A 25,909-nucleotide genomic window follows, 5' to 3' on the forward strand; every position below is an offset into this window, starting at 1 on the left:
CGTAGCGCTCACCGACGAGCTGCTGGCGCGGGCGGGGGTGGGCCTGCTATGGTCTGGACCCGTGGGTACTCTGATTCGCTAGATCGGGACACCGCGTCGAGACGTCTTCTCCGTGGTGGGTCCTGAGCGAACGCGTCGCCCGGCGATGCGGTCGAGGTCCGTGATCACTCGCGTCGTTCGACGCATACCCGCGGCGCTGTCTGCGCCGTCGGAGAGGACTCCTCGTGTTCCCCACTTCCCCTTCACTTCCTGCACCCCTCGCTGCCCGCTCGCACCGCGTGTGCGAGCTGCGCGCGGCCGCCGTCCGCTTCTCCGACCACATCGTGCTGGATCGCATCGATCTCGTGGTCGGACCGACCGACCGCCTCGCGATCATCGGTGACAACGGCGCAGGCAAGACCACGTTGCTCGACCTGCTTGCCGGCGCGCTCGCCCCGACCGCGGGCGACGCGAGGGTCGTGATCCCTGGCGGTGTCGCCTATGCCACGCAGCACCCCGAGTTTCCGGCTTCGGCGACCGTCGCGGCGGCCATCGACCAGCTTTTGGGCGACCTGCGCACGCTCGAACAGGAACTCGGTCGTGCCTACGAGCTGCTCGCGACAGCGACACCGCAGGAGCAGGAGTCGCGGCTGTCCGTCGTGGCTGCGCTGCAGGATCGCTTCGAGGCCCGCGGCGGCTACGCGGTCGACCGCCATGTCGATGCCGCGCTGGAGCAGCTCGGCCTCGGTCGCCTGGATCGGCGGCGTCCTGTCGCCGCACTGTCGGGCGGAGAACGCGCCAGACTCGCCCTCGCGGTGGCGCTTTCCGCCGGGGCGGAGCTGCTGCTGCTCGACGAGCCGACGAACGATCTCGATGATCGGGCGCTGGCCTGGGTGGAAGCTCGGATCGCCGCCCATCGCGGCGCGCTGGTCGTGGTGACGCATGATCGCGACTTCCTCGCTCGGTTCGCGACTGATGTCGTGCGGGTGGAGGGGGGTCGCCTCCACCGCTACGGCGACGGCTACGCGGGCTTCCTCCGCGCGCGGGAGACCGAGCGCCGCCGCGCAGCCGAGCGTCACGAGGCGTGGAAGGCCGAGGTCGCGCGCACCGAGGAGATGCTCTCCGCGAACGCGTTCCGTCTCGACGCGATCCCGCGCAAGCTCGAGCTCGATGGTTTCGGTCACGGCGCCTTCCGTGCCCGCAGCCGCGATCACGGCGCGGTCGGCCGCATCCGCATGGCGAAGGAGCGTCTGGCCCGCCTGCGGGAGGACCCAGTACCGCCCCCGCCTGAGCCGCTCCGGTTCGTGCTGCCGGACGGCGCGGCCGCGCGCGAGGAGGAGGGCCCGCTCGTCACACTGCGCGACGTGGAGCTCCGCGAACCCGGTCGTCGGCTCTCCCTGCCCGCGTGGAGCCTGGATCCGGGCGACCGCTGGCTCGTCACGGGGCCGAACGGGGCGGGGAAGACCACCCTGCTCGATCTCCTCTCCGGTGAGCTGTGCGCGACGTCGGGGTCGATCGAGCGACGCGACGGGCTCCGCATCGCCCGACTTCGGCAGGACGTGGGGGCGGTCGCGCGGGGCTCCGCCGTCGAGGTGTTCGCGCGACGCGCGGCCGTGCCGCCGTCCGACGCCCTGGCAGCGCTGCTCGGCCACGGTTTGTTCCGTGTGGACGAGGTCGACCGTCCCTTCCGGGCGCTGTCTGTGGGGCGGCGGCGGCGTCTCGATCTCGCGGTCGCGCTCGCCTCGCGGTTCGACGTGCTGCTGCTCGACGAACCGACCAACCACCTCGACCCGGAGCTCGTGGAGCAGCTGGAACGGGCACTCGACGATCATCCGGCAGCGGTCGTCACGGTCACGCACGACCGGCGGTGGCTGCGGCGGTGGCTGCGGCGTGGTGCATCGAGCGTGCGCGTCGCGGAGGGGGAGGTCGCGGCTGTCAGCCGGTGACGGTGAGCTGCACCTCGGGGGTGCCGCCCGCTTCGACCCAGGCCAGTGAACGCTCCAGGATGCCGCGCAGCACGTCGAGGTCGATCTGCTCGAGGTCCTTGATGTACAGGCAGCCGACCCCGGTCGTGTGGGGGCCGAGCTCCGCCAGGGCGTCGGCATGCGCGTCGACGCCGTCGAACAGGTAGATCGTCGTCGCGGCCTTGCGTGGGGCGAAGCCGAGCAGCCCGCTGTCGCCCTCCGTGCCGGTGGGGTAGCGGTAGTGGCAGGAGCCGAATCCGATGATGGTGCCCCACGTCATGGGCTCGCGTCCGGTGATCTCCTGCATGAGCGCGGTCAGCGTCTCGGCATCGCGCCGCCGCACGGCGGGGGAGGAGCGGGCGATGAGTCCGGCGACGTCATCCCCCGTCGGCTTCACTTCGGTGCCTTCGCCGCGGCCTTCATCGCCTTCTTGTGCTCGCGCACCTTGGCGAGGGAGTCAGGCGAGACGATGTCGGCCACACTGCGATACGACCCGTCCTCGCCGTAGGGGGCTGACGCCTCGCGCCACCCCTCGCCGGTGAAGCCATACTGCTTGCCGAGGAGGGCGAGGAAGATCTTCGCCTTCTGCTCTCCGAATCCGGGCAGCGCCTTGAGCCGCTTGAGCACCTCGGGTCCCGACGGGTCGCCCTCGGTCCACAGCGCGGCCGCGTCGCCGCCCCAGTCGTCGACGAGGGTCTGGCACAGCGTCTGCACGCGCGTCGCCATCGACCCGGGGAATCGGTGCACGGCGGGGGTCTGCGTGAAGGCCTCGAGGAACTCGTCCGGTACCATGCCGGCGATGGAGGCGGCATCAGCCGCTCCGGTGCGCTGCTCGATCTTGAGCGGACCGGCGAACGCGGTCTCCATCGGCACCTGCTGGTCGAGCAGCATTCCCACCAGCAGAGCCAGGGGATTGTCGGTCAGCAGTTCGTCGGCGGCGGTGTCTCCGGTGATGTGAAGGGCCATGCCTCCAGTCTGCCACCGCGTGGGCTGAGCGCGTCAGGCGCTGGCGGCGTCTTCCGAGGCGTCGACCTCCGGCGCGATGCCGTACAGGGCGGACAGCGCTGCGGTGAACTCGTCGGCGCGGCCCGCGGCGGCGAGTTCGTGCGCACGCACGGTCGGGGTGTGCAGCAGCACGCCGGAGAGGTGACGCAGGGCCTGCTCGACCTTGCCGTCCTCGTCACCGCGCGCGCGGGCACGGGCGATCTCACGCTCGAGCAGCTCGAAGATGTGCGAGCGGAACGCCACGACCGACGGGGTCACGCTCTGGCGCGCGCCGACCACGTGGAAGGTCTCGGCGGCCTCGCGCACGACGCTGCGAGCGGCATCCGTCGCCTGCAGCTCTTCGAGGGGCGCGTGCAGTCGGATGGTCTCGAGGTCGAGCAGCGCGACGCCCTCGAGCGACGCGACGGCAGGGTCGACGTTGCGGGGCATGCCGAGGTCGACCACGAGCTGGCTGTGCGTGCCGACCGGGCAGCCCGCCGCGGCGAGGCCGGTCGGCAGCTGCAGGTGCTCAGGGCCGAGCACGGGTTCCGTCGCGGTGGTGCAGGTGATGAGCAGGCTCGACCTCGCGGCGGTGCGGGCGTACTCGTCGGCGCTGATCGGTCGGATGCCGTGCTTCGCGGCGAAGACCTCGGCCCGGCCGGAGGGCGAGTACACCGAGATGTTCACGGCGCCGCGTTCGCGGAGTGTGGCGAGGGTGACGGCCGCGTAGGCGCCGGTTCCGACGAGCAGCACGCGCTCCGCGGACCAGTCGGCGATGCGGCTGTCCGCGAGTTCGAGCGCGAGTCGCACGAGCGAACGCCCGGCGCGGCCGAGGGCGGTGACGTTCTTGACCTTGCGCTGAGCCTGGCTGGCGCGCTGGAAGAGGCGCTCGAGCTCGGGCGAGGTGGTGCCGTCCTTGCGGGCGGACTTGAGGGCACGGCGCACCTGACCGGCGATCTCGCCCTCTCCGGAGACGACGGATTCGAGGCCGGATGCCACGGAGAACAGATGCTCGGCGACGCGACGTCCGGCGTGGACCGTGTAGGCACCGTCCAGGTCGGCGGCAGGGATGCCGGTGGCGGACTCGACCGCTTCGATCACGGCTTCGACGCCGATGGCGCCCGCCGCGGTGACGGGTTCGTCCATTTCCACGTACGCCTCGAAGCGGTTGCACGTCGCCAGGACGACCGCACCCTGCACGCACGGCGTCATGCCCACGATGGTGGGAGCGACGTCGTCGGGGGTGCGGCTCAGGCGTTCGAGCAGTTCGAAGGAGGCGGTCTTGTGACTCGCCGTGACACACAGCAGCACAGATCGATTGTACCGGAGCGTCTGCGGGCGAAGGGTCGGCGGGTCCAACACGGCGGCTCCATAAGGGGCGGATGGGAGGATGGGGGCATGGCTCTCTCCGATGCTCCGCTCCTGCGCGCCCTCTCCGGCGACCGTCCCGCACACGCCCCGGTGTGGTTCATGCGGCAGGCGGGCCGCTCCCTCCCGGAGTACCGCGAGCTGCGTGTGGGCACCCGGATGCTCGACGCCTGCCTGACCCCTGACCTCGCCGCGGAGATCACCCTGCAGCCGGTGCGCCGTCACGGCGTGGACGCGGCGGTCTTCTTCAGCGACATCGTCATCCCGCTGCGCCTCGCCGGGGTCGAGGTCGAGATCGAGCCCGGTCGCGGTCCGGTTTTCGCGAACCCGGTGCGGACGGCGGCCGACGTCGAGCGCGTCACCGCGATCGATCCGGACGACCTGGACGGCACGGCCATCGCCGAGGCCGTGCGGCTCGTCACGGCCGAGCTCGGCGACACCCCGCTGATCGGATTCGCCGGCGCTCCCTTCACCCTCGCCGCCTACCTCGTGGAGGGCGGGCCGTCCAAGGAGCACCTGCGGGCCAGGGCCATGATGCATTCCGACCCGGCGTCGTGGAACCGCCTCGCGGGCTGGTTGGCGCGTGTCTCCCGCCGCTTCCTGGAGACCCAGCGCGACGCGGGAGCGTCCGTCGTCCAGCTCTTCGACAGCTGGGCCGGTTCCCTCAGCACGGCGGACTACCGCGCCTTCGTCGCCCCGCACTCGCACGCAGCGCTGTCCGGCATCGGCCTGCCGACGATCCACTTCGGGGTCGGGACCGGCCCCTTCCTCGCCGATATGCGCCTCGACGGCGTGGCCGACGGAGTAGGCGTCGACTGGAGGCTGCCCCTCGACGAGGCCGCCGCGATCCTGGGGCCGGATGTCACGGTGCAGGGCAACATCGACCCCGCGCTGCTCTCCGCACCGTGGCCGGTCCTGGAAGCCCACGTGCGCGACGTCGTCGAGCGGGGCCGCGCGGCCCGCGGGCACATCCTGAACCTCGGTCACGGCGTGCCGCCGGAGACCGACCCGGATCAGCTCACCCGCATCGTCGAGCTGGCGCACACGATCTGACCGTCACCGCCGCCTGCGAATCCGGCGCGTGAGGCGCAGGTCCGTGAGGGTGAAGCGTCCCGACGGGAGGGCGGCGCGGATGCGCTCGTCGTCGAAGGAGCGTGACGGGCGGATGTCGATGGGCGCTTCCGGAGCGAACGGCGCGGGTTCGCTCACACCCTCGGCGAGCATCCGGGCCTGCGCCTTCGCGACGAGGGGCACCACCATCGTCCATTCGGTCACCTGCGCCAGCACCCGCACCATCCACGTCGGCACCGGGATGTAGGCGGGGCGATGTCCGGCGACACGGGCGATACGGCGGATGGCCTCTCCGAGGGTGACCTCGTCCGCGCCCAGGACGGCGATGGTCGGCTCGGCGATCCGTCCTTCGAGCGCCGCGACGAGCACATCGACCGCATCTTCCACCGGCACCGGTCGTGCCGTGCGCTCACGGTAGCCGACGGTCCAGAAGAAGGGGAGGGTTCGCACGGCCTTGGTCACGTGGTCGACCATGTGATCGCCCGGGCCATAGATCATCCCTGACTTGAGGATCGTGTGCGGGATGCCCGAGGCGCGCACGATCTCCTCCGCCTGCCACTTCGACTCGTGGTAGCCGGAGCCGCAGTCGGGGCGGGCTCGGAGGAAGCTGACCAGGACGATGCGCTTCACGCCCGCGCGGCGAGCGGCCTCCACCACGGCGCGTGTGCCGTCGACGTGCACGCGGCGGAAGGTCTGGTCGCCGATCTCGCGGTTGATCCCCGCGCAGTGAGCCACGGCGTCACAGCCCTCGAACGACCTGGTCAGCGCCTCGACGTCGGTGATGTCGACCCCGCTGCGGCGGGAGACGACCACGGCATCGTCGAGTCGATCGGCGAGGTTCCTGCCGACGAATCCCGTGCCGCCTGTGATTGCCACTCGCATCGTGCATCTCCTTCGCTCATTAGCTATACGGCTAAAGAGTATCTAGCAAGGATGCTATATTGCAACCATGACAGACAGCGCGACGGACATCTTCGCAGCGCTGGCGCACCCCACCCGACGTCAGATCCTGCAGGACCTGAAGGACGGTGAGCTCGCGGCCGGCGAGATCGCCTCCCGCTTCTCGGCGAGCGGGCCGACCATCTCCCGCCACCTGAGCGTGCTCCGCCAGGCGGGCCTCATCAGTGAGCGCCGCGATGCCAACCGCATCCTGTACTCGCTCGTCGGTGAGCGTCTCGCGCTGTCGGTCGGCGATTTCCTCTCCACGGTGTGTCCCGAGCAGATCGTGCTGCGCGAAGTCCGCAAGCGAGGACGCGGCTCTGTCGACGCGTGACGAGCGCGCGCAGTCGGGGCCCCACCGCAGAAGTCGTGCGGGGCACCCGGTGCGAGAATTGACAGCATGAGCCCTGAGTCCTCGTCCGCTGAGCCCTTCGACCTCGCCGCCCGCGCGGCCGAGAAGCACGTGGTCGTCGTCGGCGGGGGTATCGGAGGACTCGTCGCCGCACGCGAATGCGCCAAGGTCGGGATGCGCGTCACCGTCCTCGAAGCCGAGGAGGAGCTGGGGGGCGCGATCCGGCGGGTCGACCTCGACGGGGTCACGGTCGATGCCGGGGCGGAGAGCTATGCCACCAGGGGTGGCCTCGTCCGCGCCCTCGTCGAGGAACTCGACCTCACGGACCGCATCGTGGTTCCGCAGGCGGGTGGCGCGTGGCTCGCCGGCATCCCCGGCGTGAGAGCCGCGCCGCTTCCCGCCGGCGGCATCCTCGGCATCCCGGCGAATCCGTTCCAGCCGGACGTCCGTCGCATCATCGGATGGTCGGGCGTCTGGCGCGCATACCTCGATCGGGTGCGTCCCCCGCTGACGATCGGCCACCAGCTCAGCCTCGGAAAGCTCGTCGCCTCGCGCATGGGAGCGAAGGTACGGGATCGACTCGTCGCCCCGGTGACGACGGGCGTCTACTCCGCGTCTCCCGACGACGTCGACATCGATGTCGCGGCCCCAGGTCTGAATGCGGCCTTGACCAGGGTCGGCTCCCTCTCCGGGGCCGTGCAGACCCTTCGCGACGAAGCGTCGGCGAAAGTTGCAGCGAAAGCCCCGGAGGTCGACGGCACCGCGCCGACCGTGGCGAAGACCCCTGGGGCCGCGGTCGAGGGTCTCTCCGGAGGGATGAGCACCCTCGTCGACGCGCTCGCGGCCGATCTGGTGCGCCTCGACGCCGAGGTACGAACGGGGGTGCGGGTGCGCGGTCTTCGCCGGACGGGTGCGACGTGGTCTGTCGAGGCTGAGGTCGCGCCGGATGTGCAGCATGAGGGCGACACGGTGCTCGAGGGCGATGTCGTAGTGGAGTCCGTGGCTCCGCAGATCGAGCAGCTCGACGCCGACGCCATCATCATCGCGACGTCCGAGTCCGCGGCACGAGGCCTCCTCTCCTCGGTGATCCCCGCCCTCCAGGACACGGAGGCTGCGGTGTCGCCGGAGATCGAGATCGTCACGCTGCTGCTCGACGCACCGGAGATCGCGTCCGCGCCTCGGGGCACCGGAGTCCTCACCGTTCCGGGGAGTCACACCGCCAAAGCCCTGACCCACTCGACCGCGAAGTGGGGCTGGGTGAGCGCCGCAGCCGGGCCCCGACAGATCGTCCGCGTGTCCTTCGGAGCACAGGGTGAGCCGGCTGCCACTGCAGGACTGAGCGACGAAGCGGCCGCAGCACTGGCACGGAGTGAGGCTGCTGCCCTGCTCGGAGTCTCCATCGCCCCCGAAGCCGTGATCGCCTCCCATCGAGGTCGGTTCGTCCAGTCGCAGCCCGCCTCGATCATCGGCTCCGGTGAGCGGCGCACCGCAGCGCGCACGGCGATCCACGCGGTGCCGGGCGTGGCCGTGGTGGGCGCCTGGCTCGCGGGAACCGGGCTCGCCCAGGTGATCCCGGATGCGCGCGATGAGGCCGACCGCCTCCGCCGCGCCCTGCTGTGGGACTGAGGACCATGACGGACGGAGCGCTCCGTGTCAACCCTCTGACCCATAGATGCCGAAATCGGCATACGGGGGTTACGCTGGGTACCTGGCCGCGGGGTGCGAGAGCCTGCGACCGATCCCAACCGGGCGAATCTGGCCGGACTACCGGAACAAGGTGAGGAGACCCCATGAAGGGCAAGATCGGACTCGTCGTCGGACTCGGTGTGGGCTACGTCCTCGGCACCCGTGCCGGACGTGAGCGCTACGAGCAGATCAAGACGCAGTGGCTCAAGGTGTGGCACCTCGATCCCGTGCAGGAGCAGGTCACCAAGGTCAAGGGCTTCGTCGGCGACAAGGCCGCAGCCGTCCCCGGTGCGATCTGGACCGGTGTCGTGAAGGTCGCGAAGTCGGTCAGCGGCTCCGGCACGCCTGGTCAGCGACTCGACTCCGCGATCGCCACCGGTCGTGAGGCCGCAGAGGACCTCGCCGAGGCGACGGAGGAAGCGGTCGAGGCCGCCAAGGCCACCGCGTCGTCGGCCAAGTCGTCGTCGACGACCTCCACCAAGACAGCTGTCAAGAAGCCGGCAGCCAAGAAGCCCGCCGCGAAGTCGGCTCCCAAGAAGACCGGCGCCTGACATGCCCCGCGGATACCGTGATCGCGCCGACGACGGTCTGCTGACTCTCCTCGGGGATCTGCCCGAACTCGTCACGAACCTGGTCAAGGCCGAGATCGACGCCGCGAAGGCGTGGATCTCGCGCACCGCGAAGGACGCCGGCATCGGTTCCGTGTGGTTCCTCGTCGCGCTGTTCTTCCTGTTCTGGGCTGTGCCCGTGATCCTGGTCTTCGCGATCGCAGGTCTGTCGTCGTGGTGGCCCGTGTGGCTGTCGGCGATCGCGGTGTTCGGCATCCTGATCCTCGCGGTGCTGCTGTTCGCGCTGCTGGGGATCCTCAAGTTCCGCAAGGTGCTCGCGCGCCAGAACCCGGCGCAGGCCGTGGCTGAAGACATCCGAATCGTGAAGGAGGCCGGCGATGACGAGTTCTGAGTCGCTGCCGCGCACCGCCGTCCCCGGCGGGATCGTCGACCCGGTCGCCTCGGCCCGTGCCGAGCTGAAGGCTGCCCTGGCCGCGATCGAGATCAAGGGGAACATCCCGCGCCGCGTCGAGAAGGCGTCGACGCGTGCCGTCGCCAGGGCGAGAGTGTTCGCCGACCGCAACCCGATCGGGGCGATCGCCGCCACGGTCGGCATCGCGGCGGCGGTCGGGGGCGCGGTCTGGGCGATCGCGCGCTTCATCTCGCGCTGAGACGCGGCATTCCAGGATGACGCGATGTGCCCTCCGGGGTGATTAGCGGCTCCTGCGTAAACGAGGCAGACTGGGGAGCATGATGTCCGAAGAGCGCGATGAGAACCCGTCCGGCTTCACCCTCTGGGCTGTCTGGCGACGAAACCCCGACGTCCCGGTGACGGAGAACGACTCGACCGAGCTCGAGACGATCGTCTCCTACATCGAGGACTCGGGTGTGACCGTCCGCGGCTTCTATGACGTCTCCGGTCTCAAGGCCGACGCCGACCTCATGGTGTGGCTGCACGGCGACACGGCCGAGGAGCTGCAGAAGGCGCTGCGTCGCCTGCGTCGCACCGAGTTGCTGCGCTCCCTCCTCCCGGTGTGGAACGTGATGGGAGTGCACCGCGACGCCGAGTTCAACCGTTCGCATGTGCCGGGCTTCCTCCGTGGCATCGACCCCAAGGACTGGCTCTGCCTCTACCCGTTCGTGCGCACGCCGGAGTGGTACCTCGCCCCGGAGGAGGAGCGTCGCACCATGCTCGCCGACCACGGGCGCAAGGGCGCGGCGTTCAAGGGCGTGCTCGCCAACACGGTTGCCTCCTTCGCGCTCGGCGACTACGAGTGGCTGCTTCCGCTCGAGGCCGACGAACTCACCGATCTCGTCGACATGATGCGCGACCTCCGCTACACCGACGCACGCCTGTACGTGAAGGAGGAGGTGCCCTTCTACACGGGGCGCAGGCTCCGGTTCGACGAGATCGCGGACGTCCTCCAGTAAGCCCATGAGCACGCCCATCCGTCTCGGTACCCGTCGCAGCGCGCTCGCGCAGGCGCAGTCGGGTCATGTCGCCACGGCTCTCGAGAAGCTGTCGGGGCGCCGGGTCGAACTCGTCCCGATCACCAGCGAAGGCGACACCAACCGCGCGTCTCTCTCTGAGATCGGCGGTCAGGGGATCTTCGCCACGCGCCTTCGTGAGGCGCTGTTCGCCGGGGAGTGCGATTTCCTCGTGCACTCGCTGAAGGATCTCCCCACCGCGATCCCCGACGGCCTCGTGATCGCGGCGACGCCGACGCGCGAAGACCCGCGTGACGTGGTCCTCACCCGAGACGGCACGCCACTGCACGAGCTCCGTTCCGGGAGCACGGTCGGCACCGGCTCGCCGCGACGCATCGCCCAGGTGCACCGGCGAGCGCCCGGCGCCGAGGTGGTCGACATCCGTGGGAACGTCGACTCCCGTCTCGCCAGGGTCGCCTCCGGCGAGCTGGACGCGGTGATCCTCGCGGCAGCAGGCCTCTCGAGGCTCGACGCGAAGTCGCCGCTCCGACGTGAGGAGCTCGGGCTCGCAGAGTGGCCCACCGCTCCGGGGCAGGGTTCGCTCGCGGTCGAGACCCGTGCGGATGCTCCGGAGGAGCTGCTCACGGCGCTGTCCGCACTCGACGACGCCGACACGCGTCTGGCCATCACCGTCGAGCGCGCGATCCTGCAGGGACTGGACGCCGGGTGTCAGGCTCCGATGGCCGCGCATGCCGTCGTCGACGGCGCCTCGATCCGCGTCAGGACGGTCGTGTACGCCGCGGACGGGGGTCGTCGGATCGGCCTCGACGTCACGGAAGACCTGAACGGGGAGTATATTCGTCGGAACGGCAGTGGCAATGGAGCGGATGCTGCCGATGGTGCAGACCCGATGCACGCAGCGCGCGAGCTCGGGTTCGCTGTTGCCCGTCGGCTGCTCGATCAAGGGGCGGCCGGCCTCGTATCCCGAGAGCAATCCTCATGACCACTTCCGAAATCAAGCAGGACCGACCGCTGGACGGCTGGCGCATCCTCGTGCCCCGTGGCGGGCCCTGGGGCGACAGCGTCGCCGCGAGCCTGCGTGCGCTGGGCGCGGTGCCCGTCGTCGCCCCGCTCATCAACTTCGCCCCGACGACCGACCAGGCGACACTCGACACCGCGTTGGCGCAGCTGGCCGCCGGGGAGTTCGACTGGCTGACGGTCACGAGCGCCACCACCGTCGACGTGCTCTTCGCCCATCGTGCTGTCGTTCCACGGTCGACCAAGATCGCCGCCGTGGGGGAGACGACTGCCGCGGCGCTGCAGGCCGTCGGATACGAGGTCGCGCTGGTGCCGGAGCAGGACAACTCGGCGGAGGGGATGGCGCAGCAGCTCATCTCGCTCGAGAAGGAGCCGCGACGCATTCTCGCCCTCCGCAGCGAGATCGCGAAGCCCGTGCTCAGCCGACTGCTCTCCGAAGCCGGCCATGACGTTCATGGTGTCGTCGCCTATCGCACGGTCGGCGTGCCGGTCACGGAGCGGATCCGCCGCGATGTGGAGAACGGACGGATCAACGCGATCCTGATCACCAGCGGTTCGGTCGCAGAGCAGGTGCGCGAGCAGTTCCCGGAGATCCCCGACGACACGCTCCTTGCGGCCATCGGACCCCGCACCGCGAACGATGCACAGCGCGCGGGTCTCCCGGTGTCGGTGGTGGCGGACCGTCAGACGATCGACGCCCTGATCGAGGCCGTGTCGCATTTCACCCTTCCGCATTCGGCCGACGAGTTCGCGCCGTGAGCTTCCCCGAGGTTCGACTGAGACGGCTGCGGCAGTCTCGTGCGGTCCGCGACCTGGTGCGCGAGACCTCGCTGCAGCCGGGACAGCTCGTGCTTCCGCTGTTCGTGCGCGAGGGAATCACGGAGCCGGTGCAGATCGGGTCGATGCCCGGTGTCGCTCAGCATTCCCTCGATTCGCTGCGTGCGGCGGCCGTCGAGGCTGCGCAGGCGGGGGTCGGCGGTGTGATGCTGTTCGGCGTCCCCGAGGTGCGTGACGCCCTCGGCTCGGGAGCCGACGATCCGCGCGGGATCCTCAACGTCGCCACCGAGGCGCTGACGGCAGAGGTCGGCGACGCGCTCGTCGTGCAGACCGATCTGTGTCTCGATGAGTTCACCGATCACGGACACTGCGGCGTGCTGGCGGGCGACGGCTCCGTGGACAACGACGCGACGCTCGAACGGTACACCTCGATGGCGCTCGCTCAGGCCCGCGCGGGGTCGCAGCTGCTCGGGCTGTCCGGAATGATGGACGGCCAGGTCGCCGTGATCCGTAGGGCGCTCGACAGCGAGGGCTTCACGGACACGCTCCTGCTGGCCTATGCCGCGAAGTACGCGAGCGCGTTCTACGGACCCTTCAGGGAAGCCGTGGACTCTCAGCTCAAGGGTGACCGCCGCACGTACCAGCTCGACCCCGGCAATCGCCGCGAGGGTGTGCGCGAGGCGGTGGTGGACGAGGCCGAGGGTGCGGACATCGTCATGGTGAAGCCCGCCATGGCCTTCCTCGATGTGCTGCGCGAGGTGCGCGACACCGTGAGTATTCCGGTGTGGGCATACCAGGTCTCTGGGGAGTACGCGATGATCGAGGCTGCCGGGGCGAACGGCTGGATCGATCGTCGCGCGGCCATCCTCGAGTCCCTTCTCTCCATCCGCCGCGCCGGTGCGGATGCGGTGCTCACGTACTGGGCGACCGAAGCGGCCCGCTGGCTGCGCGACTGATTCACCGAGGAGCAATTCTTCATGACCGACCGTAACGACGACCTGTTCTCCGCTGCCCGCGCGGTCATCCCCGGTGGAGTCAACTCGCCGGTTCGCGCGTACGGCTCGGTGGGCGGGACGCCGCGGTTCCTCGCCTCGGCGAAGGGGGCGAAGGTCACGGATGCTGCCGGCCGCGAGTACGTCGACCTCGTCGCGTCGTGGGGTCCTGCGCTGCTGGGGCACGCCCACCCGGAGATCGTCGCCGCGGTGCAGGAGGCCGCTTCCCGGGGTCTGTCGTTCGGCGCTCCGACGGAGGGTGAGGTCGAGCTCGCCGCGGTGATCGCCGACCGGGTGCGGTTCGGTGACATCCGCCCTGTCGAACGTGTTCGTCTGGTCTCCACGGGTACTGAGGCGACCATGACCGCGATCCGTCTCGCGCGGGGTGCCACGGGCCGTGATCTGCTGGTGAAGTTCGCCGGGCACTATCACGGGCATTCCGATGGTCTTCTCGCCGAAGCGGGCTCCGGCGTGGCGATGCTCGCGCTTCCTGGCTCGGCCGGCGTCCCGGCGCCGATCGCAGCGCAGACGCTCGTGATCGGGTACAACGATCCTGACGCGCTGGCTGCGGTTTTCGCCGAGCACGGCCAGCGCATCGCCGCGGTCATCGTGGAAGCCTCGGCCGCGAACATGGGTGTCGTGGCACCGCTGCCCGGTTTCAACCGTCTGATCGCCGAGACCGCACACTCCCACGGCGCGCTGATGATCCTCGACGAGGTGCTGACCGGATTCCGCGTGCACCCGGCGGGGTTCTGGGGTCTGCAGGCCGCGGCGGGCGAGGACTACCTGCCGGACATCTTCACGTTCGGCAAGGTCGTCGGTGGGGGCATGCCCTTGGCTGCGCTCGGTGGTCGAGCCGACGTCATGGATCTGCTCGCGCCCCTCGGCCCGGTGTATCAGGCGGGCACGCTCTCGGGGAATCCCCTCTCGGTCGCAGCGGGTCTTGCAACGCTGCGTCTCGCGACGCCTGAGGTGTACGCGACGGTCGACGCTGCAGCCCTCCGAGTCTCGACCGCCCTCGATGCGGCTCTCACAGACGCCGGGGTGACGCACGCGGTGGCGACTGCGGGCAACCTGTTCAATGCATCATTCCGGCCTTCGGCGCCGAGGGACTATGCCGAAGCCCAGGCTCAGGAGTCGTTCCGCTACGCGCCGTTCTTCCACTCGCTGCGGGAGCAGGGCGTGGCGCTTCCGCCGAGCGTCTTCGAGGCCTGGTTCCTGACTGCCGCCCATGGCGAAGACGAACTGCAGCAGATCGAAGCAGCTCTTCCGGCTGCAGCCGCTGCGGCTGCAGCCGCGCGTCCGTAGTCGCGCCCGTAGTCGCGCCCGTGTCCGCGCGTCGGTGACCGCGCGCTTGTGAGCTGCTGCCCGTCATCCAGGCCGAGTCATCCGGGCCGCGTGATGCAGGCCGCGTGATGCAGCTCAGACGAACATGACGCGGCGCGGTGATGCGTCGGTGTAGCGGCGGCCGAGCGGACTGGTCCACTCGATGTCGCCGCCGGGGGTCTGTCTGGCTCGCCATCGGTGCTTCTCGGCGATGTCGGGATGCTTCAGCGCGTGGTGGCCGACGCAGAAGTGGCTCAGGTTGTCGATCGACGTCGCTCCACCCTTGGCGTGGTCGTGATTGTGGTCGATCTGGCACCGGTGGACGGGTGTGCGGCACCCGGGGAATCGACAGTGCTGGTCTCTGGCCTGGAGGTGCCGTCGCATCGTCGCCGTCGGGGCGTAGGCGGCTGTGGCCGTCACGACACCAGCACGGTCGAGGAAGAGGCGGGACCAGCCGCCGTTGCGTCCGGCGAGGTCGCGGGCGACGTCGGGGTGCAGCGCGCCGATGCCGTCGAGCTCGGCGGGCCGTTCGTCGATCACGGCCAGGGTCTCCGCAGCGATCGTGACCTGGATGCGGGCCTGGATACTCTCCAGAGCCGTGCCCGCCGCCACGGACGGATCGGTGGTCAGGAGCAGGTCGCTGAGCAGGTCGGTGCGGACCGCGTCGATGCCCCGCTCGTCAGCCGGGAGGACGCTGGGGAGGTCGGCCGGGAGGACGCTGGGGAGGTCGGCCCGGAGGTCAGCCGGCCGAGGCAGGGCGCCGAGTGATGGATCAGTGGTGAAGGTGTCGCCATCGCCGAAGATGACATGGGCATCGAAGCGGGGGTCATCGCCCCTGACAACCTCAAGAGTGTCGCTGTCGTACGGGTGAGTGTTGAGTTCAGGGTCGTCGCGATGGGGGGCATCGGCTCGCAGATCCTGCAGGAAGACCCGATCAGCGCCCGAGTCGAGTTCGTCGGGAGAAAGTACCGGTGCGTCATCGCCACGCGGGGAGTGCTCGCTTCGCGTGGCGATGACCTGTTGTGCGAGCCGGGTCAGGCGATCGAGGATCGCGTGGGCGAGGTGTTCCGGAAGCACGACCTGTAGCAGTGCGAGCCCGTCGTCGAGCGACCTCAGCGTGACCGAACGTTCCCCGTACGCGCGACGGTGGCGCTCGACCACGGTCTCACCAGCGAGGGATGCGGCGATGCGGCGAACCATCGCCCGGGTGCGGGCGGGGGAGTCCTGCTCAGCGACGACGAGCGCGGCCGTGTCATAGAGCGTGAGCGTCTCGACGTCTGCCCGGCCGTCGCGAACCGTCTGTCGCACGATGGCCCCCTCTCGCACGATCTCGCGAACGTGGGCTGCACTGATCGCACCGCGTCGGAACGCGTCTCGGACCGTGGCGTGCTCGGTTTCGAGGAAGAGAGCATCTGCGAAGGCGTACTCGATGCTGCCCTTCGACATGCGACCGGCAGCCGAGTACTCGGCGACCATCGAGCGGTGGATCGCTTCACGGTGCTGCGGCTGCTCGCGCACATCTTCCTCGCGCAACCGCAGACGATCGGTGAGGAGCGCTGAGGCCTCCGCCTCGAGGGCTGCGATGCATCGGCGCTTCTCCACCCAGGCATCGAGCAGCGCTTCACGCTGATCGATGTCGTTCGCGGGTGCGGGTGCGGTCATGATTCGAGTATAGTACATATGTTCGAATCAAAGAAGGGGATGTGGATGACTGGTGCTGATCGACAAGGGATCGTTGCGTTCCTGTGAACAACTTCCAGACAACTGGCAGGGCCGCGCTGGCAGACTGGGTGACATGGTGACGTTGCTGCTGGACCAGACGCAACTGGAGGTCGTGCTCTCGCCGATCGAACGTGCCGCCACCTTCCACCGGGACAACCTCCGGATCGCGCGCGACACCATCACAAAGGTGCAGCTGACCGAAGATGCCTGGACGTGGCTCCGCGGCGTGCCGAACCCCGGGACGCACATCCCCGGCGTTCTCGCCGCAGGCAGTTGGAAAGCGGCCGGCAGCCTCGACTTCGTGCTGATCCGTCGTCGTCGCCCGAGCGTCGTCATCGACCTCGAGGGCGACGAGCAGTACCGCCGCCTGATCCTCACCACGAGCCACGGCCTCGCGCTCACGCAGGCTCTGCGGCTGGATGTGTCTGACGAGCCCGCCAACGTCGAGGAGATCGTGGCGACCGCCCCCGTCGGCGTCGTGAAGGGACGCCGCCGTCCGGTCATCCGGCCTCGACCTGCCTGACTCAAGGCGCCCGGCGCTCGGGTGAACCGACGGCTCACCTCGCTCTGAACGCGGAACGCCCTCCACCCCGAGAGGAAATGGAAGGCGTTCTTCGTCAGCCGAGTCGCTCAGTCGTGACGGTGCTGTTCGTCGTGACGGTGCTCTTCGTCGTGACGGTGCTCCTCGTCGTGACGGTGCTCCTCGTCGTGACGGTGCTCCTCGTCGGATGCGCCGTGCTCATCGGCACCGGAGTCGGTGGTTCCGGACTGTTCGGTGCCGGATTCGTCAGCCCCGACCTCCCCGGTCGTGGACTCCGCGGACGAAGACTCCTCAGCACCCGGCTCCTCGGTGTCGGGGGACGCGGTCTCGTCTGCCTCGCCGCCCTCGGCGGACTCCGCCGCCGGCACGGTGTCGATGACGCCGGTGGATGCGACGGTCCAGTGCGCGCCCTCGTCGGAGTCGCCGCCCTCGCCGTGCTGCTCCTCGGCCGACTCGCTCTCGGCGTTCAGCGGGTAGTCCTTGGGCTCGTCCTCGTAGTAGGCGCGCGCGGCCGCCGCGAGCATGGAGCTCACCGCCGCGGAGCGCGGATCCTCGTCGTCGGGCGTGACGGCAGCCGCATCCTCGGACTCGTCGGGCACGTCGGTGTCCGTCGACTCGCGTGCGTCGTGAAGATCTGCGAAGACCTCGACACCGCTGTGGTGCTCGTCTCCGCTCGCCGGACCCGCTGCGTGATCGCCTGCTGCCTCGGCCGGTGCGGTGGAACCGAACAGGATCTCATCGAACGATCGTTCCGGAGTCTCCTCGGAGGGGGCTGCGTCGGCCGGCGCGTGGTCGGCATCGAGTTCGGCGGCGGGAGCTTCGTCCGTCGACGCCGAGGCGTCGGAAGAAGGCGCGTCCGATTCGTCCGGTCGCTGCTCGGGGCGATCGCCGGTGTCCACGGAGGCGGCGAGGTCGTCGACCGGGGCCCCGCCCGCGGGCGCCGCTGCGGCCTCAGCCGCCCAGGCAGCGGCGGCTGCCACCGGGATGGCGACCACGGAATCTGCGGGAGCCGGATCGGTCACGGTGTCCTCCGCGGCCGTGTCCTCTATAGCGGTGACCTCCGAACCGGTGACCTCTGCGGCGGTCTCCTGAGCTGCGGCGTCTTCGGAGGCGGTGTCTTCGGAGGCGGTGTCCTCGGACGGGGCCGGTGCGGCGAGCTGCGGCGGCGTCGACGGGACGAACCGGCCGCCGCGCATCAGGTCGATGAAGACGTCCTCGAGCGTCGGTCCGCGCTGCACCAGAGTGCTGAGGGCGATGCCCGCGTCGGCCGCGACCGCTCCCACCGTGCCGGCGTCTCCGCCGCGCACCGTGAGGCCCGAACGCAGCACCTCGATGTCGAAACCGGCCGCTGCCAGCGCGGCCGTCAGTGCGGTGCGGTCAGCGGCGTCCACGATGACGGAGCCGCCCTTCGGGTCGGCGAGCGTCTCGATTCCGCTGGAGAGCACGAGCGTGCCCTTCGAGAGCACGAGCACGTTGTCGGCGACCTGTTCGACCTCGCTGAGGACGTGCGACGACACGAGGACCGTGCGCCCTTCGTCGGCGAGGCGACGCATCAGGAGCCTCATCCAGCGGATTCCCTCGGGGTCGAGGCCGTTGGCCGGTTCGTCGAAGACGAGCGCGCCGGGATCGCCCAGCAGGGCGTTGGCGACGCTGAGCCGCTGACGCATGCCGAGCGAGAAGCCGCCGATGCGGGAGCCGCCTTCGCCCTCGAGGCCGACCAGGGAGAGCACTTCACCCACGCGGGCCAACGGGATGCCGTTCGCTTTTGCGGCGATGGTCAGCTGGCGTTCGGCGGTGCGTCGAGGACGGTACACCGTCTCTTCGAGCACGGATCCGATCGTGCGCAACGGCTGGCGCAGCTCGCTGTACGCCGTGCCGCCGATGGTCGCCGTGCCGGAGGAGGCGCGCACCTGGCCGAGGAGGATCCGCAGCGTGGTGGTCTTTCCGGCTCCGTTCGGGCCGAGGAAGGCGGTCACGGCACCGGGCTCCACGCGCGCGGAGAAGTCCGAGACGGCGGTCACCTCATTGAAGCGCTTCGTCACGTGCGTGAACTCGAGCACCTGTCCTTCAGGCATCCGTGACCTCTCGTCGCATTTGAACAGTTCCTCCCTATCCTGCCGGAAAAGCCTGTCGGATCCCGCATTTCGCGCGGAATACCGCCCTTCCGAACGGGGTAGCCTGGCGATCGTGACCGAATCCCACGCTGCAGACCGCGTCCTCGTCCGCACGGAAGGCGCGCTCGGACGACTCACCCTCAACCGTCCCGAAGCGATCAACGCGCTCGACGTCGACATGATCGAGAGCCTCACCGTGGCGTTGGACGCCTGGCGTGACGATACCGACGTGCAGATCGTGCTGATCGACGGGGCAGGAGAGCGCGGCATGTGCGCGGGCGGTGACGTGCGGGCACTGCATGGGCAGATCGTCGGGGGCCACGCCGATCAGACCGCGGAGTTCTTCCGTGCCGAGTACGCGTTGAACGCGATGATCGCGGAGTACCCGAAGCCCGTGGTGGCACTGGCAGACGGCATCACGATGGGGGGCGGCATCGGCTTGGCCGGGCACGCGGCGATCCGCATCGTCACGGAGCGTTCGAAGCTCGCCATGCCGGAGACCCGGATCGGATTCACTCCGGACGTCGGGGGAACCTGGCTGCTCGGACGTGCCCCCGGGCGCTTCGGTGAGTACTTCGGTCTCACCGGTTCCACCATGAGCGGCGCTGATGCCGTGTACCTCGGCTTCGCGGATCACTTCGTGCCGTCCGACCGCCTGGACGCGTTGCGCGAGGCCCTCGCCTTCCGCGCGGACCCGACCGGTCCCAGCGAGATCGTGCTGCTGTTCGACGAGACTCCTGAGCCCTCCCGGCTCCCGGGTGCGCGCGCGTGGATCGATGAGGCTTTCTCCGCCCCTACCGTGAGCGAGATCGTCGAACGATTGAAGGCGCAGGGCACGACCGAGGCCGCCGCGACCGCTGACCTGCTCGAAGACCTCGCGCCGACCGGCCTCACCGTCACGCTCGACGCCGTCCGCGAGGCGCGCGATCTGCCGGGGCTCCGCGCGGCGTTGGAAGGCGAGTACCGCCGCGTGCTGTGGTTCGTGAACGAGCACCCCGACCTCGTCGAGGGCATCAGAGCGCAGATCGTCGACAAGGACCGCGATCCGAAGTGGAACCCGCCCACGCTCGCCGAGCTCGCGCCCGACGCCGGCGCCCCCGCCCGCGAGTACGTGCCGCAACCCGCGCTGTTCTGAGCCGTCGGAGTCTGCGGCGCGGCGTGGTTCCGCAGCGCGCTGCAATCACCCGCACTTGTTCGTCCGCGTGCAGAAACCGCAGATCGGGGCGGGAAGCGGTTCGCTGTGAGCGAAGGTCCACCATGAGGGGGATACGAATGTCTGCGGATCGTGGCACTCTGTCTTGTGGCCGATTGTCGGTCGGCATCCGTCTGCCGAGAAATCCGCCGCTTCATCCTTCCTAGAAAGTCCGCCTGTGCTGGGAAAAATCCTCTTCCGTTATCTCTCCCGATACCGATGGCTGCTGCTCGCCGTGCTGGTCTTCCAGCTCGCCAGCGTGGCAGCCACCCTCTACCTCCCGCGCCTGAACGCCGACATCATCGACAAGGGCGTCGCCCGCGGTGACACCGGCTACATCTGGAGCACCGGTCTGTTCATGCTCGCGGTGTCGCTGGGGCAGATCATCGCCTCGGTCACCGCCACCTTCTTCGCCGCACGCGCGGCGATGGGTGCCGGCCGCGACATCCGCGCCGACGTCTTCGGCAAGGTCAGCGGCTTCTCCGAGCGCGAGGTGTCGCAGTTCGGCGCCGGATCGCTCATCACCCGCAACACCAACGACGTGCAGCAGGTGCAGATGCTGGCGATGATGGGCGCGACCATGCTCGTCACGGCGCCGCTCCTCGCGATCGGCGGCATCATCTTCGCCATCCAGACCAACGTCGGACTGAGCTGGCTGATCGCCGTCTCGGTGCCGCTGCTGCTCATCCTCGCTGCCCTCGTCATCGGTCGCATGGTGCCGCTGTTCCGCAGCTATCAGGGCAAGCTCGACAACGTCAACCGCATCATGCGCGAGCAGCTCACGGGCGTCCGCGTGGTGCGCGCGTTCGTGCGCGAGCGCATCGAGGAGGAGCGCTTCCGCGGAGCCAACACCGACATCATGGTCGTCGGTCGCAAGGTGGGCTCGCTGTTCGTGCTGCTGTTCCCGCTGTTCATGCTGATCCTCAACGTCACCGTCGTCTCAGTCATCTGGTTCGGCGGCATCGAGGTCAACAACGGCACGGTGCAGGTCGGCACGCTGTTCGCCTTCATGCAGTACATCGGTCAGATCATGGGCGGCGTCATCATGGCGAGCTTCATGGCGATGATGATCCCGCGCGCCGCGGTGTCGGCCGAGCGCATCGGTGAGGTGCTCGACTCCGAGTCCACCCTCGTGCGTCCGGAGAACGGAGTCACCGAGTTCCCGGTCCCCGGATCCGTGGCGCTCGACGACGTCGAGTTCACCTACCCCGGAGCCGACTCGCCGGTTCTCACCGGGATCAGCTTCGCCGCGCAGCCGGGCGAGACGGTCGCGATCGTCGGCTCCACCGGTTCCGGCAAGACCACGCTCATCTCCCTCATCCCGCGGCTCTTCGACGTCTCGGGGGGTTCCGTGCACGTCGGGGGCACCGATGTGCGCGAAGCCGACGTCGAGTCGCTCTGGGACAGCATCGGCCTGGTGCCGCAGCGTCCGTTCCTCTTCACCGGCACAGTCGCGTCGAACCTGCGCTACGGCCGCGAAGAGGCCACAGACGAAGAGCTGTGGCACGCGCTCGACATCGCGCAGGGTCGTGACTTCGTCGAGGAGATGCCCGACGGTCTCGAGTCCCGCATCGCCCAGGGCGGCACGAACGTCTCGGGTGGTCAGCGTCAGCGACTCGCGATCGCCCGCGCGATCGTGCATCAACCGAAGATCCTCGTCTTCGACGACTCGTTCTCCGCTCTCGACCTGACGACCGACGCACGGCTCCGCCAGGCACTGTGGCGGGAGCTGCCGCACGTGACGAAGATCGTTGTCGCTCAGCGCATCTCCACCATCACGGATGCCGACCGCATCGTCGTGCTCGAGGGCGGCACCATGGTGGGCGTCGGCACGCACGAGGAGCTGCTCGAGACGAGCGACACCTATCGAGAGATCGTCGAATCGCAGCTGGGGGTGGACGCATGAGCGCGCAGAACGACGACCAGCGCAAGGCCAAGCGCGGCCGCGGCAAGCCGGCGGGAGCCGTCGCCGAGGTCGAGCTGACCGCCGAGGAGAAGTACGAGGCCGAGCTCGCCGAGCAGGCCCGCCAGAACTCCGGCGACTGGGACAGCGTCGCACCGGGCAAGGCCGACAACTTCGGCCCCAGCTTCGCGCGCATGATCGGGCTGCTCAAGCCCTCGGCCATCTGGTTCGTCTTCGTGTCCATCCTGGGCGCGATCGGCGTGGTCCTGACGGTCGCGGCACCCAAGGTGCTCGCCGAGGCGACCAACCTCGTCTACAAGGGCTTCATCTCCATCCAGCTCGGTCAGCCCACCGATGGCTTCCCCGGTTTCCCCGCCGGCACGTCGCAGGACGTGGTCGTCGATGCGCTGCGAGCCGGCGGACAGGACGACTTCGCGAATCAGGTCGGCGCGCTGGGAGACTTCACGGTCGGCCAGGGCATCGACTTCGACGCGCTGCGGCTCGTCATCGCCGCCGTGCTCGGCATCTACGTGGCCGCCGCCTTCCTCACCTGGATCCAGGGTTACGTCATCAACGTGATCATGGTGCGCACCATGTGGCGACTGCGCGAATCCGTCGAGGCGAAGATCAACCGCCTGCCCCTGGCGTACTTCGACAAGGTGCAGCGCGGCGAGCTGATCTCCCGTGTGACCAACGACATCGACAACATCACGCAGACGATGCAGCAGTCGCTCTCCGGCGCGCTCACCTCGGTGCTCACCGTGATCGGCGTGCTCGTGATGATGTTCTCGATCTCGTGGCAGCTCGCCCTCGTGGCACTCATCACGCTCCCCCTCATGGGCGTGATCTTCGGCATCATCGGACCGCGCTCGCAGAAGGCATTCGGCACGCAGTGGCGCAAGGTCGGTCGACTCAACGCCCGTGTCGAGGAGGCGTTCTCCGGTCACGCGCTCGTGAAGGTCTTCGGTCGTGAGAAGGACGCGCTGGACAAGTTCCAGGACGAGAACGAGGAGCTGTTCCAGGCGAGCTTCAAGGCGCAGTTCCTCTCCGGCATCATCATGCCGGCGATGATGTTCGTCGGGAACCTCAGCTACGTGGGCATCGCGGTGCTCGGTGGTCTGATGGTCGCGAACGGCCAGCTCCGTCTCGGTGACGTGCAGGCATTCATCCAGTACTCGCAGCAGTTCACACAGCCGCTGTCCGAGCTGGGAGGCATGGCCGCGGTCGTGCAGTCCGGTACGGCCTCCGCCGAGCGCGTCTTCGAGCTGCTCGACGCAGAGGAGCAGGAGGCGGACGACGCCGATGCCCCCGAGCTGGTGGAGGGCAAGGGCGTCATCGAGTTCGAGAACGTCGCGTTCTCGTACACGCCCGATCGTCCGCTCATCCGCGACCTCTCGTTCCGGGTGGAGCCGGGCCAGACCGTCGCGATCGTCGGTCCGACCGGCGCGGGCAAGACGACGCTGGTCAACCTGATCATGCGCTTCTACGAGCTCAGCGGCGGTCGGATCATGCTCGACGGCCAGGACATCGCCGAGGTCACCCGTGATGAGCTCCGCTCCCGCACCGGCATGGTGCTCCAGGATCCGTGGCTGTTCGCCGGAAGTATCCGCGAGAACATCCGCTACGGACGCTCGACCGCGACCGATGAAGAGGTCCTCGCCGCGGCCAGGGCCACCTACGTCGACCGCTTCGTGCACGCCCTCCCCGAGGGGTACGACACGGTGCTCGACGAGGACGCAGCCAACGTGTCGGCCGGTGAGCGTCAGCTCATCACCATCGCGCGGGCGTTCGTCGCGCAGCCGTCGATCCTCATCCTGGATGAGGCCACGTCGGCGGTTGACACCCGCACCGAGCTGCTGCTGCAGCACGCGATGGCCGCGCTCCGAGAGGGACGCACGTCGTTCGTGATCGCGCACCGACTGTCGACCATCCGCGACGCCGACCTCATCCTGGTGATGGAGCACGGCGACATCGTGGAGAAGGGTACGCACGACGAGCTCATCGCCGCGCAGGGCGCCTACTGGCGTCTGTACCAGTCGCAGTTCGAGCAAGCCGCGACCGACATCGACGCAGAAGACGCTCTCACCGGGACGACGCCGGTCGTCGTGACCGGCGAAGCGGGCGAGACCGGGGCCGCGGGTGCAGAGACGGCCGCCGCAGTGGCCGGGGCATCGGTCGGCGCGCAGGTGCCGGCAGCCGAGACCGCCGCGGCGCAGGCCCTGCTGGAAGACGGGGCGGACGGTTCCGACCGCGCCTGACACGGCATCCACGCCCGGCATCCACGTACGACGCCCCACCACCGCTCATGCGGGGTGGGGCGTCGTCACATGCGATCGCGTGAAGTGGGTCAGTGCTGGTCGGCTTTGATGCCGAGCAGCTCGAGCGGGTGGGTCAGGCGCCACCAGGGGCTTGGCCCCTCGACATCCGCGGCCAGCACCAGTGGCGTCGTGACGGTGTTGAGCGGCCCCGCCGTCGTCAGCGTGCCCACGGCGTCACCCTGTTCGCGTTCTGCTCCGAGATCGAAAGCGGTGGCGGCGGTCGCGGACGCACCGTTCCAGAGCACCACGTCGGCGTCGTCATCGGTGATGACGTCGACCTGCTCGCCCCACAGCGTCGTGACGCTGCCGACCACGGTGCTCTTGGCGACGGCGGGCGACTGAGCTTCGAGAGCGGATTCCACCTCGGAGAACAGGGAACGCGTGAGAGCGAGCCGCTCGTCGTTGCCAGCCTGATTCAGTGCGGCAGCGAACAGGTGCACCGTGGTGTCGCCGATCACGACGTCCTTCGCGGTGAGCAGGTTCCAGCCGACCAGGGTGCCGGTCTTGATCCCCACGACACCCGGATCGCCGAGCATGCCGTTCGTGTTGACCACGGTGCCCGCACCGGGAAGGTCGACGGATTTGGTGCCGACGATCTCGGCGAACACCGGGTTCTGCATCGCACGCTCGCCGAGCGCCACCAGGGCCTCGGGCGTGGCGACGTTGCGCTCGTCGAAACCGGACGGGGTCACAACGGTGATGCCGGTCAACCCGCGTTCCCGCAGCCATACCTCTGCGGCCTTGGCGAACTCGCGGTCTGAGCCCCAGATCTCGGTCGCGAGCCGGTCGATGTAGTTGTTCGCGGAGCCCATGAGAGTCCCCTGGAGCAGCTGGTACTCCGTGAGGACTCCACCGATGGGCACGTCGAGGGCGGACTGGTCGCTGCGTCGGTAGTCCCAATACTTCACGCTGTCGGCGCGGGTGAACGAGAACTCGGGCCCCTGCTCCCCGACAGCGAGCGGCATGCGGTCGAGCACCATCAGGCTGCTCACGACCTTGGTGATGCTCGCGATGCTCACGGCATCGGGCACGGAGGCGGTCGTCGTCATGCCCGCGATGCCGACCGCGCCCGCGCCCTCGGTCGGCCAGGTCACTGTGGCGGCGGCAGCGGGGGTCGGCGCGAACTCGACCGACTGCACCGTCGGCGGCACCTCATGCAGGGGCCACAGCAGCGTGGTGCCGGCGTACGCGGCCACGAGGCCGACGAGCGTGACCAAGGGGACCAGGACCCCAGGGCGGGCGATGGTCGGGCGAAGACGTGCGCCGCGGAACAGGCCGTTCGATCGCTCGGCTTCCGAGGTGTCGTCGAGAGTGGCCGTGGCGGTGTGCTCGGCGACGGTCGCGGTGTCCACCCAGGTGAGGGCCGTGGCCGTGGTGGTGTCGTCGGCCCACCGGGGCTCGGCCGTCTCCGGCTCGGCCAGATCCAGCGCGGCCAGATCCGACGCGGCGGGATCCCCGTCGGGCGACTCCGCAGTCTTCCTGCGGCGGGGAACGAAGGGCGGCTTCGTCAGAGGCGGCGTGGCCGGTTCGGGGGCGCTCACGGCCTCTGGCGGAACGACGGGTTCCGGGTCCTCGACCGTCTGCGGGGCATCCACTCGAGTCGACGTCTGCTCGGCCGTCAGCACCGATCCGCCGGTCGCAGCATCGGCGGGGGCGGGGGCGGGGGT

General features: G+C 69.4%; 22 protein-coding genes and 1 pseudogene. 16 read left to right on the forward strand and 7 right to left on the reverse strand.

Features of this window, described 5'->3' with window-relative positions; all coding sequences use genetic code 11:
• Positions 1–224 precede the first annotated feature (224 nt).
• On the forward strand, positions 225–1,925 hold the full coding sequence (locus tag RN51_RS10640; protein ID WP_197073235.1) for an ABC-F family ATP-binding cassette domain-containing protein: 1,701 nt from the start codon (positions 225–227) through the stop codon (positions 1,923–1,925).
• Here the strand turns inward: RN51_RS10640 and RN51_RS10645 are convergent.
• From RN51_RS10645 to RN51_RS10655, 3 genes are read right to left on the reverse strand one after another with little or no spacing between them, the layout of a single operon-like run.
• Positions 1,915–2,340: a DUF1801 domain-containing protein gene (locus RN51_RS10645; protein ID WP_045263998.1), complete on the reverse strand. Its 426-nt coding sequence runs from the start codon at positions 2,338–2,340 to the stop codon at positions 1,915–1,917. The two genes, RN51_RS10640 and RN51_RS10645, sit on opposite strands and share 11 nt — an antisense overlap.
• The gene (locus RN51_RS10650) at positions 2,337–2,909 is read right to left on the reverse strand and encodes an HhH-GPD-type base excision DNA repair protein (RefSeq protein ID WP_045263999.1); all 573 of its coding nucleotides are present in this window, start codon (positions 2,907–2,909) and stop codon (positions 2,337–2,339) included. The genes RN51_RS10645 and RN51_RS10650 overlap by 4 nt, the downstream gene beginning before the upstream one ends.
• A 33-nt stretch (positions 2,910–2,942) precedes the next feature.
• The gene (locus RN51_RS10655; protein WP_045264000.1) at positions 2,943–4,238 is read right to left on the reverse strand and encodes a glutamyl-tRNA reductase; all 1,296 of its coding nucleotides are present in this window, start codon (positions 4,236–4,238) and stop codon (positions 2,943–2,945) included.
• Between the two features lie 87 nt (positions 4,239–4,325).
• On the opposite strand from RN51_RS10655, the gene hemE reads away from it, so the two are divergent.
• Positions 4,326–5,348: a uroporphyrinogen decarboxylase gene (gene hemE / locus RN51_RS10660; protein ID WP_045264001.1), complete on the forward strand. Its 1,023-nt coding sequence runs from the start codon at positions 4,326–4,328 to the stop codon at positions 5,346–5,348.
• A 3-nt stretch (positions 5,349–5,351) separates the two neighbouring features.
• Here hemE and RN51_RS10665 read toward each other — a convergent pair whose 3' ends face one another.
• Positions 5,352–6,248 (reverse strand): NAD-dependent epimerase/dehydratase family protein, encoded by an 897-nt coding sequence (locus tag RN51_RS10665; protein ID WP_045264002.1) that lies wholly within the window; start codon positions 6,246–6,248, stop codon positions 5,352–5,354.
• A 67-nt stretch (positions 6,249–6,315) separates the two neighbouring features.
• On the opposite strand from RN51_RS10665, the gene RN51_RS10670 reads away from it, so the two are divergent.
• From RN51_RS10670 to hemL, 10 genes and pseudogenes are all read left to right on the forward strand, one after another.
• Positions 6,316–6,639, forward strand: coding sequence for a metalloregulator ArsR/SmtB family transcription factor (locus RN51_RS10670; RefSeq protein WP_045264003.1), 324 nt, complete (start codon positions 6,316–6,318; stop codon positions 6,637–6,639).
• A gap of 21 nt (positions 6,640–6,660) precedes the next feature.
• Positions 6,661–8,283, forward strand: a pseudogene (locus RN51_RS10675) (protoporphyrinogen/coproporphyrinogen oxidase); the annotation flags it as partial.
• Between the two features lie 164 nt (positions 8,284–8,447).
• Positions 8,448–8,894, forward strand: a complete 447-nt coding sequence (locus tag RN51_RS10680; RefSeq protein ID WP_045264005.1) for a hypothetical protein — start codon at positions 8,448–8,450, stop codon at positions 8,892–8,894.
• A gap of 1 nt (position 8,895) precedes the next feature.
• Entirely contained in the window at positions 8,896–9,303 is a 408-nt protein-coding gene (locus RN51_RS10685) for a phage holin family protein (RefSeq protein WP_045264006.1), read from the forward strand.
• Positions 9,290–9,562, forward strand: a complete 273-nt coding sequence (locus RN51_RS10690; RefSeq protein ID WP_045264007.1) for a hypothetical protein — start codon at positions 9,290–9,292, stop codon at positions 9,560–9,562. Before RN51_RS10685 ends, RN51_RS10690 begins: the two co-directional genes overlap by 14 nt.
• 79 nt (positions 9,563–9,641) lie before the next feature.
• On the forward strand, positions 9,642–10,322 hold the full coding sequence (gene hemQ / locus RN51_RS10695) for a hydrogen peroxide-dependent heme synthase (RefSeq protein WP_045264008.1): 681 nt from the start codon (positions 9,642–9,644) through the stop codon (positions 10,320–10,322).
• A gap of 4 nt (positions 10,323–10,326) precedes the next feature.
• Positions 10,327–11,322 carry a hydroxymethylbilane synthase gene (gene hemC / locus RN51_RS10700; protein ID WP_045264009.1) on the forward strand — a complete coding sequence of 332 codons (996 nt, stop codon included), beginning with the start codon at positions 10,327–10,329 and terminating at the stop codon, positions 11,320–11,322.
• A complete protein-coding gene (locus tag RN51_RS10705; protein WP_045264010.1) occupies positions 11,319–12,116 on the forward strand; it encodes a uroporphyrinogen-III synthase in 798 nt (265 codons plus the stop codon). Before hemC ends, RN51_RS10705 begins: the two co-directional genes overlap by 4 nt.
• Positions 12,113–13,090, forward strand: a complete 978-nt coding sequence (gene hemB, locus RN51_RS10710; RefSeq protein WP_045264011.1) for a porphobilinogen synthase — start codon at positions 12,113–12,115, stop codon at positions 13,088–13,090. Before RN51_RS10705 ends, hemB begins: the two co-directional genes overlap by 4 nt.
• A gap of 21 nt (positions 13,091–13,111) precedes the next feature.
• Positions 13,112–14,434 (forward strand): glutamate-1-semialdehyde 2,1-aminomutase, encoded by a 1,323-nt coding sequence (gene hemL, locus RN51_RS10715; RefSeq protein WP_045264012.1) that lies wholly within the window; start codon positions 13,112–13,114, stop codon positions 14,432–14,434.
• A 114-nt stretch (positions 14,435–14,548) separates the two neighbouring features.
• Here the strand turns inward: hemL and RN51_RS10720 are convergent, their stop codons facing one another.
• Positions 14,549–16,114: an HNH endonuclease signature motif containing protein gene (locus tag RN51_RS10720; protein ID WP_045264013.1), complete on the reverse strand. Its 1,566-nt coding sequence runs from the start codon at positions 16,112–16,114 to the stop codon at positions 14,549–14,551.
• A 133-nt stretch (positions 16,115–16,247) separates the two neighbouring features.
• On the opposite strand from RN51_RS10720, the gene RN51_RS10725 reads away from it, so the two are divergent.
• Positions 16,248–16,697, forward strand: coding sequence for a hypothetical protein (locus tag RN51_RS10725; protein WP_045264059.1), 450 nt, complete (start codon positions 16,248–16,250; stop codon positions 16,695–16,697).
• A gap of 107 nt (positions 16,698–16,804) precedes the next feature.
• Here the strand turns inward: RN51_RS10725 and RN51_RS18230 are convergent, their stop codons facing one another.
• Positions 16,805–18,790 carry an ATP-binding cassette domain-containing protein gene (locus RN51_RS18230; protein WP_082066552.1) on the reverse strand — a complete coding sequence of 662 codons (1,986 nt, stop codon included), beginning with the start codon at positions 18,788–18,790 and terminating at the stop codon, positions 16,805–16,807.
• A 112-nt stretch (positions 18,791–18,902) separates the two neighbouring features.
• On the opposite strand from RN51_RS18230, the gene RN51_RS10735 reads away from it, so the two are divergent.
• The 3 genes from RN51_RS10735 to RN51_RS10745 all read left to right on the forward strand — a co-directional run bounded on the left by RN51_RS10735 (position 18,903) and on the right by RN51_RS10745 (position 24,182).
• Positions 18,903–19,964, forward strand: coding sequence for an enoyl-CoA hydratase/isomerase family protein (locus RN51_RS10735; RefSeq protein WP_045264014.1), 1,062 nt, complete (start codon positions 18,903–18,905; stop codon positions 19,962–19,964).
• 235 nt (positions 19,965–20,199) lie between these two features.
• On the forward strand, positions 20,200–21,927 hold the full coding sequence (locus tag RN51_RS10740) for an ABC transporter ATP-binding protein (protein WP_045264015.1): 1,728 nt from the start codon (positions 20,200–20,202) through the stop codon (positions 21,925–21,927).
• Positions 21,924–24,182, forward strand: coding sequence for an ABC transporter ATP-binding protein (locus RN51_RS10745; RefSeq protein ID WP_052674680.1), 2,259 nt, complete (start codon positions 21,924–21,926; stop codon positions 24,180–24,182). Before RN51_RS10740 ends, RN51_RS10745 begins: the two co-directional genes overlap by 4 nt.
• 89 nt (positions 24,183–24,271) lie before the next feature.
• Here the strand turns inward: RN51_RS10745 and RN51_RS10750 are convergent.
• A partial coding sequence (locus RN51_RS10750; RefSeq protein WP_156149162.1) for a D-alanyl-D-alanine carboxypeptidase family protein occupies positions 24,272–25,909 on the reverse strand: 1,638 nt, incomplete at its 5' end.

The organism is Microbacterium oxydans (genome assembly GCF_000956405.1).
In the GTDB taxonomy this organism is placed as follows: Bacteria; Actinomycetota; Actinomycetes; order Actinomycetales; family Microbacteriaceae; genus Microbacterium; species Microbacterium oxydans_C.

Excerpts from the sequence above, each read along its gene's own strand:
- RN51_RS10650 (WP_045263999.1), bottom strand. The coding sequence starts at position 2,909 with ATGGCCCTTCACATCACCGGAGACACCGCCGCCGACGAACTGCTGACC.
- hemE (WP_045264001.1), top strand. The coding sequence starts at position 4,326 with ATGGCTCTCTCCGATGCTCCGCTCCTGCGCGCCCTCTCCGGCGACCGT.
- RN51_RS10665 (WP_045264002.1), bottom strand. The coding sequence starts at position 6,248 with ATGCGAGTGGCAATCACAGGCGGCACGGGATTCGTCGGCAGGAACCTC.
- RN51_RS10670 (WP_045264003.1), top strand. The coding sequence starts at position 6,316 with ATGACAGACAGCGCGACGGACATCTTCGCAGCGCTGGCGCACCCCACC.
- RN51_RS10680 (WP_045264005.1), top strand. The coding sequence starts at position 8,448 with ATGAAGGGCAAGATCGGACTCGTCGTCGGACTCGGTGTGGGCTACGTC.
- RN51_RS10685 (WP_045264006.1), top strand. The coding sequence starts at position 8,896 with ATGCCCCGCGGATACCGTGATCGCGCCGACGACGGTCTGCTGACTCTC.
- RN51_RS10690 (WP_045264007.1), top strand. The coding sequence starts at position 9,290 with ATGACGAGTTCTGAGTCGCTGCCGCGCACCGCCGTCCCCGGCGGGATC.
- hemQ (WP_045264008.1), top strand. The coding sequence starts at position 9,642 with ATGATGTCCGAAGAGCGCGATGAGAACCCGTCCGGCTTCACCCTCTGG.
- hemC (WP_045264009.1), top strand. The coding sequence starts at position 10,327 with ATGAGCACGCCCATCCGTCTCGGTACCCGTCGCAGCGCGCTCGCGCAG.
- RN51_RS10705 (WP_045264010.1), top strand. The coding sequence starts at position 11,319 with ATGACCACTTCCGAAATCAAGCAGGACCGACCGCTGGACGGCTGGCGC.
- hemL (WP_045264012.1), top strand. The coding sequence starts at position 13,112 with ATGACCGACCGTAACGACGACCTGTTCTCCGCTGCCCGCGCGGTCATC.
- RN51_RS10720 (WP_045264013.1), bottom strand. The coding sequence starts at position 16,114 with ATGACCGCACCCGCACCCGCGAACGACATCGATCAGCGTGAAGCGCTG.
- RN51_RS10725 (WP_045264059.1), top strand. The coding sequence starts at position 16,248 with ATGGTGACGTTGCTGCTGGACCAGACGCAACTGGAGGTCGTGCTCTCG.
- RN51_RS18230 (WP_082066552.1), bottom strand. The coding sequence starts at position 18,790 with ATGCCTGAAGGACAGGTGCTCGAGTTCACGCACGTGACGAAGCGCTTC.
- RN51_RS10745 (WP_052674680.1), top strand. The coding sequence starts at position 21,924 with ATGAGCGCGCAGAACGACGACCAGCGCAAGGCCAAGCGCGGCCGCGGC.